A 13,252-nucleotide genomic window follows, 5' to 3' on the forward strand; every position below is an offset into this window, starting at 1 on the left:
ACTCTATCTTGCCTCAAAGGAATCGCGATGAAAAAGTTAATTGCCATCATATTGGGTGTCGGTGCGCTCGTTGCCATAGGTTTAGGTATCGCTCTCTCACTCAAAAGCAAAGAAATTAAAGCACATTTAGAACAAACACTCAATGAAAACTTTGAAAGGATTATGGCAAATGATGCTTTGCTTAAAAGCTGGAAACCTTTTGTATGTGAAGGACTGATTAGAGTTAGCTGTTATAGCAAAGAAATGATTTTGGGTGAAAAAGATAAAGAGGGAATCTTTACACTCCATAATGCGGGATTTGATATTCATTCAATAGACAATAGCTCTCTTCAGGCTTCTTTTAAGATTAAAGATATTAAATGGAATCCAATAGAGCAAGCACAGGAAGAAGAGTTAGAATTAGCAAATCTTATGTCATCATCTATGCCTAAAAAACTTGAATGTGATGTTGCCCTAAAGCGAAATGAAGATAAATTATCTGAAAACATACAATGCAATATGAAAGCAGCTAATGCTACCTATGAGCTTAATAGCAAGGAAATCTACCAACATAGCACATTTAACACTCAAAATATGGCAAATATTTTGGAAAATTTTTATCTTAAAACAATGTTAGCTGCCGATAACGATACAAATGATGCCTATAATGATGTCAAATACGCATTTGATACTTTTATGCTCAAAGCTCACAATAATGGAGAGTTTAGTAAAGATATGTATAAACTCTACGAATTGCAAAGCAAACTACAAAAAATGCCTTATAGTCAAGAAGGTTTTGCCCAATATGCAAAAAATATCAATACACTTGCACTCATCGGCACAAGCCTTGTATTGGGCGATATTTATCACGAGGAAATGGTTACTTTTGGCAATGCTTTAGAATCATACCTTATAGGGCAAACTCACGAGCTAGGCATTCACTTAAGCCATCAACAAAATAAAGAGCTAGAATTTAAATCACTTGAAGATTTTGCACAAGATTCTAATCTTTCACATCTCTTTGGTGATTATACTCTTACAATCCTTTCAAAATAGTGGAACTTTATAGTGAAAAAAATAAGATTATCAGATTTTGCCAAAGAATTTGGCAAAGAGGCAAAATTTGCTTATGAGAAAGCTAAGGAAATGGGATTAAGTGTAAAAACACCTTCAAGCTCTCTGACACAAGAGGAGGCTGCTGCACTTTTTGAATATATCAATACAGGTGTAAATTCTTATGTGCCTACAAACAAAGGCAAAGATAAAAAGGCAGTCACGAAATCCTCACAAGATGCTTCATACCAACGCAACGATAAAAAAGGGAAAACAGGCATAAAACGTCTTTATAATGCTTTCTTTTTCTCACTTGATGGAATCAAGGCTGCGTGGCAAGAAGAAGAGGGCTTTAGGCAAGTGCTAAGCATAGGCATTGTGCTAAGCATTGTGGCATTTTTTATAGCACAAACTTGGCAAGAGCTTGTATTGCTCATCTTGCCCTGTGTGCTTTCTATAATTGTTGAACTCATCAATTCCGCAATTGAAAATGCCATTGACTTTACAAGCCTTGAGATTCACCCACTTGCCAAAAAAGCAAAAGATATGGGCAGTGCAATACAGCTTATTGCTTGTCTTTTTGTTGCTTTCGTGTGGGGAAGCTATCTACTCAATCGCTTTATATTCTAATTACGCTTTTAATATTTTTGTATATTTTTTGCATAGCAAATAATCTCTGGGCGATACTCAAAATGCATCGTATCATAATGCCACCATCGCCCTCCCCATATAAACCCCTCCTCCTCAAAAGCTTGGACAATCTCTAGGGGAATCTGATTCTCATATTGATATTCATTGCGCTCCTTTTTATCCCATAGCCAATATTTAGAAAATTGTGTGTTAATATCAAGGGCAATACCAAAGCTATGAGGACTAAGATTAGGAGAATCTGCGATATTGCGCCAATAAAATGCGTCTTGGTCGCTCAAAAATTGATAGTATGCTTGTGGGAGATTCTCAAGTCGGTGCATTACACGCTCAAAAGCCTTATCTACACCATTTGCAGTAGTTACTACAATGAAACTCTTATCAAAACGTTGTTTAAACCACGGCAACTTTACAAGATGTGCATTTACTTCCTCTTTTGAATGTCCATAAATTGCTTTATAAAACCCTAAATGGCGTATGCGTGAAGTATCTTCATTGGGATTGAGCACATAGCCTTTAAGCGGATAAGGATAGGTAAAAGCATCATTCATATCAGGATTTAGAATCTTCTCATCATAAGTCTTTTCCAACCCATCGTCCCATACAAAACTACTTCCATTTTCAAGCACCACTTGATTATCAGCTATTCTTACTACTTGCGGATAATATCGCTTTACGCATTCTTGTGCAAGAGTATCAATAACCTGCCCTGCATTCAAATATATATATAACATACACAAACATAGTATTACTCTTTTCATTTCTTATCCGCCTGTTTGATGACTTGAAATGCTAAGATTATACCCTTTTAGAATTTATCTTCTGCTTTAGGTTTATAGAATTTCTGCAACCAATCATCTATAGGTGCGATAAAACGATAAATTGCAGGAACAATGAGCAAACTCAAAAACATTGAAAACAGCAAGCCCCCGATAATACAAATCCCCATAGGCGATTTCATACCAGCACCTGAGCCCGAAGAAATAGCAAGAGGTATCATACCAAAAACCATAGCAATGGTCGTCATCAAAATCGGGCGCAAACGCGATTCTCCAGCTAAAATAAGAGCCTCATCAGTGCTATATCCTTCTTTACGCTTTTCATTCGCCACATCAATAAGCAAAGTAGCATTTTTGCCCACTAAGCCCATAAGTATCATAAGCCCCATAAGCGAAAACATACTAAAAGGCTGCTGCACAACAAAAAGTGCAATAAATGCTCCAGCAAAACTAAAAGGCAAAGTCATCATAATAACAACAGGTTGCAGGAAAGATTCATAAAGGGCAGCAAGGATAAGATAAATTAATACAATCGCTGTTAAAACTGCAACAAGAAAGGCTATCATCATTTCTTGCGCATTTTCAGCCTCACCTTGAAGCCTAAAGGTTGCCCCGGGCTCAAGCCATTGAGTTTGTTTTTGTGCAGTTACACTCATCATATCACCCAATGAAATATCAGAATCTTTGAGAGGGTAGGCATATATCGTAACACTTCGCTGCCTGTCAAATCGCGAAATCACCGAAGGAGCAGTAGTATGCTCTATTTCTACAAGTCCCTCTACAAACATCAACTCACCCTTACTATTTCTTACCTGCAATTTTTTAATATCATTAAGCGAGATTCTATCATTATCGGGCACACGAATCGTAATATCATATTCCTTGCCTCTATCTTTAAAATACCCAACAATCGCCTCACCAGAAAATGCCCCTCGCACGACATTTCCAATATCTTGCGCATTTACTCCATATCTATCAGCATTCGCACGAAGCACTTTGAGACGATATTCAGGCAAATCATCAGAAGTATTAAGGTGAATATTCGTAACCTTACCAGCCAACTTTGGGTCAGTTTTTAAAAGATTTATGAGATTATCCTTTGTTTTATTCAGAATTGCGCCATCAGGCGCAAGAATCGCCACTTGATAAGGTGAATTATCTCCTCCACCAAAATCTGATACTTCAGATGTTGAAATGACAAATTCTTTCCCCACTGCACTTGATTTAAGTTGCGCTCCTATATCAGCCATAATTTTAAACTGCGATTCTTTATTTGCGCGCTCTTTTTTGGGTTTGAGTTTTGCATAAATCTGCGCCTTAAAAATCGTCTTTTGGTCAGTGTATCCAATCTGCAAAGTCGTAAAATCAATATCTTGATGAGCCATTACAATATCTTGCAATTCATTTGTTTTTTCTTTCATTGCTGTCATACTCGTGCCCGGCTTAGTTTCCATAAACACTTGAAATTCGCCCTTATCATCAGGGATAATAAATTCCATACCAAGCTTTGCTATGAGTGTGAGAGAAAGAAAGAATATACCAAAAATACCCGCAATAACTTTGATTCTATTGGCAAGCACAAAGGCTAAAGTTTTTACATAATACGCATCAAGCTTTTTGAAAAATGGTTCTGTGCGATGATAGAATTTTGAGTGTTGGGGATTTACTACAATAGATGAAATCATCGGAATAATTGTAATCACAACAATATATGAAATACCAATTGCTGCAGCCACGGTTATACCAAAGCTTTGGAAGAATCTCCCTACGATTCCGCTCATACTCCCGACAGGGATAAACACAGATAAAAGCATCGCCGAAATAGCAATGAGTGCAAAGCCAATTTCACGCACACCCTCATAAGCTGCTTCACGCTTACGCATACCCTGCTCAAGCTTTTTGTGGATATTTTCAATCACAACAATCGCATCATCTATGATAATCCCAATCGCAAGAGCCACTGCAAGGAGTGTGAGCATATTTAAAGAAAATCCAAAAAAATTCATTAATGCAAAAGTCCCAAAAATAGAAATGGGAATACTTATGGCTGAAACAAGCGTAATAGTCGCACTTCGCAAAAAGAGAAACACCACAGATACTGCCAAAAATACACCTAAAACCACATCAAACTCCACCGAAGAAATTGCGGCACGCACATTTTTTGTCGTATCTTTAAAAAGCTTAATCTCATATTCAGGGCTTATAGATTCTATTTGCGGCAGCACTTTCATCACCGCATCGGCAATAGCAATATCATTCGCACCCGAGATTTTTTGCACCTCAAAAATCACACCCGGAGTTTTATTAAATGATGCAAAAGTCTTATCCTCTTCAATGCTATCTTCAATCGTAGCAATATCAGCCAATCTAATGCCCTCTTTAATGCGAATATTGCCTATATCACTCACATCAGCACTTTGAGCATCAGTTGTTATAGCCCATTCCTCCAATGTCCCAATAAGCTTCCCACCATCAATTTCTAGATTCTCTAATCCCACTTTATTAGCAATATCTGTATAAGTTATGCCATATTTATTCAGAGCGCTAGGACTAGCGAAGATTCTAATTTGTCGCTCCCTATGCCCTCTCATCTCAACGCCACCAACACCCGAGATTTTTTGCAATAAAGGCTTGACATTATCTTTAGCGTGGCGCATCATTTCAGCAGGAGTTACCTTATCACTTGTGAGAAAAAGAGAGATAATAGGAGCAGAGGAGCTATCAAATTTATAAACTGCTGGACTTTTCACTCCAGAATCAAGCTGCACCGTGCCCACTTTATCTCGCACATCATTGACCGCATCACTCAAAGGCTTTTCAAGCTCAAACTGCACAATGACGACACTTGAATTACGCGCTGAACTTGAAGTTACTTTTTTGAGTCCATCAATACCCATAATCGCTTCTTCAATCTTATCTGTTACTTTTGTCTCTACAATCTCCGCACTTGCACCCGGATAAGCTGTGATAACCACTGCCACAGGAAAGTCAATATCGGGGAAAAGCGAAGTTGGCATTTTAAATACGCCTAAGAATCCAAAAAACAAGATAGCAAAGGCAAACATTAAAGTTGATATAGGACGAGTAATGGCAAATTTATACATTATTTTGTCCTTATGTAGCCATCACCAAATGTGCCCGGAATGATGTCTTTTACCACCGCTTCAGCCTTTACCTTACGCGTACTTGTGCTTGCAGTGGGGTAGATTTTGCTTATTGTTGTGTGTAAATCTTCCTTGCGCCCATCAATGCGGAAATCAAATCTATCACCCACTTTGACTTTGCTTATATATTTAAAATCAAATTCCAAAACAAGCTTCACATCTTTACTGATGATTCTAAAAAGATTTGTGCTTTGCGCACTTACACCATCGCCAAGCTCAACCTCTTTGGAAGCTATCACACCATCAAATGGTGCTTTTAGCTGTGTTTTACTTAAAACCGCCTTTTGATAGCTATAATCTGCCTCAAGTTTTTTGTATTCTGAAAGGTATCTATCAAGCGTATTTTTATCTACTGCCCCACCAGAGCGTTTATACCTCTCCCACTGCTTTTTGGCAAAAATATATTGTTGTTCAACAGAATGCACTTGAGCGATAATATCTTGATTAAAAAGATTAAGAAGCAAATCTCCTGTTTGCACCTCACTGCCCACATCAACAAAAATATCAGAGACAATGCCACTTGTAGCAAGATTTAAATTAGCATCTTTGATGGCTTCAGCGTTAAAAATCGCATACACATCTTCTGCCCACATTGAGTGAGCAAACAAAATCCCCACTACTATACCTAAAACCTTTTTCATCTCTCTCCTCCTTTTTGCACTATTCAATATGCTGCTGCAAATCTTGTCCGCTATAATAAATATAATATGCTTTTTGCATTTCATAATTATTGAGTGCTTGGTTATAAGTTGATTCTGCTTCAAATTTTTTTGTCAAAGATTGAAGATAATCTACAAAATTGAGAATCTGTGCATCATATTTTTTTGCCACATTTTCAAATGCAATATTTGCTGAACGCAATGCCGCTTCAGAGGCTTTAATCTTTGCTACGGCAATCTCAAGGCTTTTGCGATACATTTTTTCATCTTTTTTTTGCTCTTCTTTTTTATAAGCAAGCTCTTTAAGGGATTTGAGATAGCCAAGTTGAGCTGCTTCATACTGCCGATAAGTCGTCAGCGCGTCAAGGTGGATAGTTGCGTTAATCATAATTTGATTCTGATTGAGTGGAAATTGACGCTGTAACATAGGCAACATTTGAGTAGGACCACCCCCACCCCATTGAGTTAAATCTTCTTTAAAACTAATCGCTCCGGGCTTAGTAATATCACTATTGACTATATAGGTATCACTGATACTTAAAATAGGCAAATAATTAAATTGTCGTGCCTGATATTTTGCGCTCAATGCTTGGAAGTTAAGCATATTCAAATCGTGGCGATTTTCATCAAGTGTAAAAAGTGGGGCTTTAATATTTTTGCGTTCAAGCTCTTGCACCTCTGTATTTGCAAGGAGTGAAAGCATAAGTTTGTTTTTTTCAATCTCCATTTTGATATTTTCAATATCGTGCTCGGTAGCAAGTGCTTCTGCGCGCAAAGATTCTACATCATCAATAGTCGTAAGCCCTGAATTAAAAAGCCTCTCCACGCGTTTAATATTAGATTGCAGCTGAATACGCTTTTGGTCTAAGCTCACAAGCTGGGCACGATTAGTAAAATAACCATAATATTGCTCAATCACACTTAAGAAAAGCTGGTCTTTTGTATTTTCCCTATCCTCAATGCTTGCACGATAGAGAGAGCCTTTTTCGCGCACTTTGTTATAAGTTTTAAACCCGCTAAAGACTTCCCAATTTCCCTTTATGCTCCCTGTATGAGTTTTCATACGCATACTTGGATTATCCGTATCTTGGTATTGATAAGCTCCATCAAGAGTGGGCAAAAATTCCCCCCAAGCTGCCCTACTTGTCGCTTGAGCTTGTAAAATCGCCAAATCTTTGGCTTCAAGATTATAATTTTTCTTTGCCCCCTCAATAAGCTCCACAAGCGTAAAAACTCTACCGCTAGATTGTGTAGATTCTGTATTTTGTGCCTTATCTTGCACTTGGACAAGATAAGGCACAGAATCTTGTGGTGCTTGTTGAGCATTCAAGAGAGAGAAAAATCCCAATGTAAGGATAATTCTTTTCATAAGCTATACTCCTTGTTTATTATCAATTTGTATTTTAAGGCTGGTATTGTAACTCAATTTTGTAAATAGAGTTGCATATGCAACTATATTTTCTATTATTTTGTAATACGTGAAGGGTGAGTGTAAATATTAAGCGTATCGCCACGTGCAAAACCTACAAGAGTAACGCCCAAAACCTGTGCAGATTGAATCCCCAAATATGTTGTAGCAGAACGTGAAATCACTATGGGAATATCACTCATTGCGGCTTTAATCACCATTTCCATTGACAAACGTCCGCTTACAATAAGTATTGCCTCACTCATATCAAGTGAAGCAAGTCTTGCCCTGCCAATGACTTTATCAATGGCATTATGACGCCCAATATCTTCGCTCACAAGTATCTCTTTACACACGAGCATTGCCTTATGCACACAACCTGTGCGCTCAAAAAGCGCACTTGGCTGATTAAATTCATCAAGGAGTTTAAAGATTGTGTGTGTATTTACGCGCATATTTGAAGCAATAAACTTTTGGATAATCTCTCCATCAAAATTTGCACTTACTCCAACACAACAGCCTGTTGTTAGAGTTTTTTCTTTATGGAGGTGATTGAGCCTATCCTCTTTAATATGAGCATTCATATACACACTCAAGCCATCAGAGGCAGTTTCAAGCGAGATAATATCATTCACGCTTTCTAATACACCCTCATTCATCAAAAATCCTACCAAATGAGCATCTTGATGATAGGGCAAACTCATCACAGAAAGAAGCTTCGTGCCATTGAGATAAAATGCTATGCGTTGCTCCTCAATGATGTCATCTTCGCACACTTCCAATGAACCATCACGCGAGAGCCTTGCCATACGCATCTGATGCACAAAGTCGCCCACTTACTCTCCTAATGCTTTATGCGCATAGAATCTAACTTGCCTTGAGCCTTTAAATCCTTATAATAAAGACTATGGAGCATAGAAAGCTCTTCCTCGCCCATTTTACCATTAAGGATAGATTCTATCGCTCCTTCAATAGCAAAAACTGCCATATAAATGTGAGTAATCAAAAGTGCAATGATGGCAAAGCCCATAACATTGTGTAAAATTGCTAAAATGCGCAAGGTATTAATATCTGTGCATTGAAAAAACATTACTGCACCACTAAAGACCATTACACCACCGCCGAGCGTAGCGACCCAAAACCACATTTTTTGCCCTGCATTAAACTTATGAGCTGGAATTTCACGATTGACTTTATCAAGATAACCCCCAAGCATCATCATCCATTTAATATCGTGAGCTTTAAAAAGACAATCTTTTGCCCACATAAGCAACATTAATGTGCCAAATACCGCAAAGAAGATTGTAGCAAAGCCATGCACATCGCGAGCAAAGCGAATAAGTGCGCCACCGCCGAGCTTATCACCAAAAACCATCATAAGCCCTGTAAGACACAACATCACAAAAGGCACAGCTGCACACCAATGCACAACGATATTGTATTTAGTAAAAACAACCAAAAAGCTATTATGTGAATAATGCCGCTTGCCTACAAGTTTATAATGCCCATAAAATGCCATAGGCACAAAAATGACAATCAACAAGAAAATCAAAGCAAAATATTGCTCCTGCAAGATTGTAAAAAGCTCACCCCAACCAAAAGAATTGGGTGAATCCACACCCCAACCCTTAATCGCAGCAATTTCTGGTCCTCCATAAAGATGGGGATTAGCCCTATCTGCTGGTGCAATGAGTGCGTTATTTCCGCTTATAACCTCTGCATATTGTTTGCCACCCTCTTGTGGGACACTTGGGTCAGCAGCAATTACAAAAGCACAAAGACTTGCTACAATCAAGCAGATTCTAAAATACCATTTCATAGAATCCTCCTTAATCCTCATAAGCGGTTTTCCACACATTAGGCACAGCATTGGGAATATTTTCGCCTTTTGTGCTTGCACGATGTGTAATAATATGTGAGAGTTGCTCACCACTTCCAGCTAGTAATGCCTTTGTAGAGCACATAGAAGCACACATTGGCACTTTGCCTTCAGCTATACGATTTTGCCCATAGAGCTTGTATTCTTCTGTGCTATGAGTTTCTTCGGGACCACCAGCACAGAATGTGCATTTGTCCATAGCACCACGTGAGCCAAATACATCAGATTTGGGAAATTGTGGAGCTCCAAAAGGACAAGCATAAAGGCAATAGCCACAGCCGATACAAGTTTTTTTATCGTGCAAAACAATACCATCAGCGCGAATATAAAAACAATCCACAGGGCAAACCTTTGCACAAGGTGCATCAGCACAATGCATACAAGCAATAGAAACTGCACTCTCTTTGCCTACTACACCTTCATTGAGGACAACAACGCGTCTGCGATTAACGCCAACAGGCAAATGATGAGCCTCTTTGCAAGCTACATCGCACCCGTGGCATTCAATGCAACGATTTGTATCGCAATAAAATTTTATCCTTGAGAAATGCTCAAGGTTTTTTGGAATCGTATTACTCATTTTTTATCCTTTTATTACGCTTTTTCAATGCGGCATAAACCACATTTTGTTTCCGGACAAGCAGAGTTGTAATCATATCCATAACTGCTAATCATATTTGCCGATTCGCCTATTGCATAAGGTTTTGTGCCTTCTGGATATTTATCAAGTCGCGATTCTCCTTGGTCCATACCAGAGAAATTTTGAGGCAACCAAATACTATTTTCATCTACTCTTGTGGAAATTTTCGCAGGGACAAGGATTCTGCAACCATTTGTTCCATATATCCACACCAAATCGCCATTTTTTACATTAAGCTCTCCAGCTTTATTTGGGTGAATCTCCACAAACATTTCTCCCTCTACTTCGGCTAAATATTTCGCACTACGCGTTTCTGCTCCTGTCCCCATATGAGCCACTAAACGCCCGCTAAGCATATTGATAGGAAATTCTTTTACCCAATCTTTTTCCTTTTGGCGCGAAACATACTTCACATTAGCGCGGAAAAGATTTGGCTTATCTGGAAAACTTGGATATTTATCTACCAAATCCCCTCGCACAGAGTGCAAAGGCTCACGATGCAATGGAATCTTATCATACCAATTCCATACATTTGCTCTTGCTTTTCCATTGCCATAAGGACATAATCCCGCTTCTAGTGCTTTTTCTACCAAAATATTATTGCCTATACCCAAAGCAAAAGTGCTTCCCTCAATCGCTGCTTTTTCAGATTCTGTAAGTTTAATCCCTAAAGATTCTGCATTTGCTGCAGTTACAGGAGCGTGTCCGCCGCTATGTTTTGCATTAGGCAAACTTCTGGAAGTGAGCATACTTTGTCCATCTGGACTTGTAACACCCCAATTCACGCGGAATCCCATACCTCCACGCATAACAGGAATGCTATCATTATACATTACAGGGGTGCCGGGGTGTTTATCACTCCAACAAGGCCAAGGTAGCCCATAATAATCTCCCTTAAACTCTCCTGTGCCTTCCAGCGTTACTTTATCAAATAAATGCCAATTTTCTTGGTGAGCTTTTAGCCTCTCTGGACTCATACCTTGCAACCCAATGCTACGAATACTTTGGGTAAGCTCAGTAGTTGCGTCCTCTGGCCACATAAATTGCTCTCGCCCTTTTGATTTTGCTATATCATAAAGTCGCCATTGCAATTCTTTTAAGAATCCTAGTCTATCGGCTAAACCAAAAAGGAACTCCTCATCAGGTCGGCATTCAAAGAGTGGTTCCATTACTTTAGAGCGCCATTGATAGCTACGATTTGTTGCTGCGACACTTCCGCTTGTCTCCATTTGCGAAGCTGCTGGAAGCATAAAAAGATTATCGCTTCTATCACTATAAATTGCCAAGTCATTGACATAAGGATCAACAAATACTACCAAATCCAACATATCCATTGCCTTTTTTTGCAAATCAAGCAAAGAAACCGTTGTCATACCTGAACCAATCACAACAAGAGCACGCAATTTTGTGCCACCATTATTTGCAGCATTTTCCTCATCTAGCACACCAAACTTCCAAGTAGAATGGGCAAAACCGGTTTTACCCATCATTTCTGCATCTTTGAAGCGAGAAAGCATCCATTCATACTCAACGCCCCAATGCTTACAAAAATGTCGCCAAGCAGGCTCGCCTAACCCATAATATCCGGGCAAAGAATCTGCAAGGTTGTTCATATCTGAAGCTCCCTGCACATTATCGTGCCCTCTTAAGATATTCACGCCTCCGCCATTTTTACCAATATTACCCAAAAACATTTGCAAAATAGGCATAATTCTTGTATTGCTTGTGCCAATGGTATGTTGTGTAAGCCCTTGATTCCAAATCAAACTTGCAGGTTTTGCCGCTGCCATTTCTTCAGCAATATGTCTAATTTCATCAGCTGGGATTCCACAAATATCTGCTGCCACTTCTGGTGAGAATTTTTGTGCCTCTTTGATAATATCCTCATAGCCATATACTCTCTCTTTGAGGAATTGTTCATCATAAAGCTTTTTAGCAATAATATGATTGAGCAATCCATAAGCAAAGGCTATATCTGTCCCGCTGCGGATTCTATGAAATTCATCACATTTAGCTGCAGTTTTTGTAAAACGCGGGTCAATGCACACAAGCTTTGCACCTTGCTCTTTAGCGCGCAAAATATGCACCATTGATACAGGGTGATTGACTGCTGGGTTTGCTCCGATGACTAAAATATATTTTGAGAACATCATATCGCCAAGATGATTTGTCATACCACCATACCCGAATGTATTCGCCACACCGGCGACTGTTGGGCTGTGTCAAACTCTAGCGCAATGATCTATATTATTTGTCCCAAAAAATGCTGCAAACTTACGAATGTAATAGCTTTGCTCATTAGAACATTTTGCACTTCCTAAAAACATCACCGCATCAGGACCGCTTTCTTCTCTAATTTGCTTAAGCTGTGCAGCGATTTTATCCATTGCCTCATCATATTTAAGTCTTGTCCATTGTCCATTTTCTTTTGCCAAAGGATAGCGCAATCTTGTTTCGCTTCTTGCTCTATCAATTAAATCTGCACCTTTGCAACAATGCCCACCTTGTGAAATTGGGTGGTCTTGTGCCACTTCTTGACGCACCCATACGCCATCTTGCACTTCAGCAATTACACCACAACCTACAGAGCAGTGTGTGCAAATGGTTTTAATTTTTTGAGCTTGTGGATATTTTTCCTTAAGCTCTGCCTCACTTGCTGACCTAACAATTTTCTCACCCTCATTTCCCAAAGCACTGCTTACACCAGCCACAGAAGCCAATGCAGAGAGCTTGAGGAATGAACGCCGAGCATTGCGTCTATTGTTTGCCTCGCTCATTTTCACTCCTTATTTATTGTTTATTTGGCAACTGAAAAATAAGTTTGCCAATATTTCGTATCATCACGATACAACACTTCTTGCTTTTTGCTCTTGCCTCTGATGACTTCTTTTTGTGCGTGTTCTCCAGAACAACCAGTCAAACTAAGAGAGCCTATCGCAACCACAGCACCACCTACTCCAGCAGTTTTTAAAAACTTACGCCGAGTTTGATTGCTTTCTTGCATTTTAGACATATAGCCTCCTTTTTTTGACTTTGGGATAAA

At 39.0% G+C, this 13,252-nt stretch carries 11 protein-coding genes and 1 pseudogene; 3 read left to right on the forward strand and 9 right to left on the reverse strand.

Annotated elements, in window-relative coordinates; translation table 11 throughout:
* Positions 1-27: 27 nt before the first annotated feature.
* The 3 genes and pseudogenes from OQH61_RS06145 to OQH61_RS09540 all read left to right on the forward strand — a co-directional run bounded on the left by OQH61_RS06145 (position 28) and on the right by OQH61_RS09540 (position 1,662).
* The gene (locus OQH61_RS06145) at positions 28-1,035 is read left to right on the forward strand and encodes a hypothetical protein (RefSeq protein ID WP_266026482.1); all 1,008 of its coding nucleotides are present in this window, start codon (positions 28-30) and stop codon (positions 1,033-1,035) included.
* A gap of 12 nt (positions 1,036-1,047) precedes the next feature.
* Positions 1,048-1,191 (forward strand): annotated as a pseudogene (locus OQH61_RS09535) (translation initiation factor IF-2 N-terminal domain-containing protein); the annotation flags it as partial.
* Positions 1,192-1,311: 120 nt separating this feature from the next.
* A complete protein-coding gene (locus tag OQH61_RS09540; protein WP_266026579.1) occupies positions 1,312-1,662 on the forward strand; it encodes a diacylglycerol kinase in 351 nt (116 codons plus the stop codon).
* An 8-nt stretch (positions 1,663-1,670) separates the two neighbouring features.
* On the opposite strand, the gene OQH61_RS06160 is transcribed toward OQH61_RS09540, so the two are convergent.
* The 9 genes from OQH61_RS06160 to OQH61_RS06200 form a co-directional block, all read right to left on the reverse strand.
* Positions 1,671-2,441: a M15 family metallopeptidase gene (locus OQH61_RS06160; RefSeq protein WP_266026483.1), complete on the reverse strand. Its 771-nt coding sequence runs from the start codon at positions 2,439-2,441 to the stop codon at positions 1,671-1,673.
* A gap of 47 nt (positions 2,442-2,488) precedes the next feature.
* Positions 2,489-5,563 (reverse strand): efflux RND transporter permease subunit, encoded by a 3,075-nt coding sequence (locus tag OQH61_RS06165; protein ID WP_266026484.1) that lies wholly within the window; start codon positions 5,561-5,563, stop codon positions 2,489-2,491.
* Entirely contained in the window at positions 5,563-6,264 is a 702-nt protein-coding gene (locus OQH61_RS06170) for an efflux RND transporter periplasmic adaptor subunit (protein WP_266026486.1), read from the reverse strand. Before OQH61_RS06170 ends, OQH61_RS06165 begins: the two co-directional genes overlap by 1 nt.
* 19 nt (positions 6,265-6,283) lie before the next feature.
* The gene (locus tag OQH61_RS06175) at positions 6,284-7,651 is read right to left on the reverse strand and encodes a TolC family protein (protein WP_266026488.1); all 1,368 of its coding nucleotides are present in this window, start codon (positions 7,649-7,651) and stop codon (positions 6,284-6,286) included.
* A gap of 95 nt (positions 7,652-7,746) precedes the next feature.
* A complete protein-coding gene (fdhD, locus tag OQH61_RS06180) occupies positions 7,747-8,526 on the reverse strand; it encodes a formate dehydrogenase accessory sulfurtransferase FdhD (RefSeq protein WP_266026489.1) in 780 nt (259 codons plus the stop codon).
* Positions 8,527-8,534: 8 nt separating this feature from the next.
* Positions 8,535-9,509 carry a formate dehydrogenase subunit gamma gene (locus tag OQH61_RS06185; protein WP_266026490.1) on the reverse strand — a complete coding sequence of 325 codons (975 nt, stop codon included), beginning with the start codon at positions 9,507-9,509 and terminating at the stop codon, positions 8,535-8,537.
* Between the two features lie 10 nt (positions 9,510-9,519).
* Complete coding sequence (gene fdh3B, locus OQH61_RS06190) at positions 9,520-10,149, reverse strand: formate dehydrogenase FDH3 subunit beta (protein WP_034367629.1); 630 nt, start codon at positions 10,147-10,149, stop codon at positions 9,520-9,522.
* A gap of 14 nt (positions 10,150-10,163) precedes the next feature.
* Complete coding sequence (locus OQH61_RS06195) at positions 10,164-12,986, reverse strand: molybdopterin-dependent oxidoreductase (RefSeq protein WP_266026492.1); 2,823 nt, start codon at positions 12,984-12,986, stop codon at positions 10,164-10,166.
* Between the two features lie 20 nt (positions 12,987-13,006).
* Positions 13,007-13,222 (reverse strand): twin-arginine translocation signal domain-containing protein, encoded by a 216-nt coding sequence (locus tag OQH61_RS06200; protein ID WP_266026494.1) that lies wholly within the window; start codon positions 13,220-13,222, stop codon positions 13,007-13,009.
* Between the last annotated feature and the right edge of the window lie 30 nt (positions 13,223-13,252).

The sequence above is a fragment of the Helicobacter sp. MIT 21-1697 genome (assembly GCF_026241255.1).
In the GTDB taxonomy this organism is placed as follows: domain Bacteria; phylum Campylobacterota; class Campylobacteria; order Campylobacterales; family Helicobacteraceae; genus Helicobacter_C.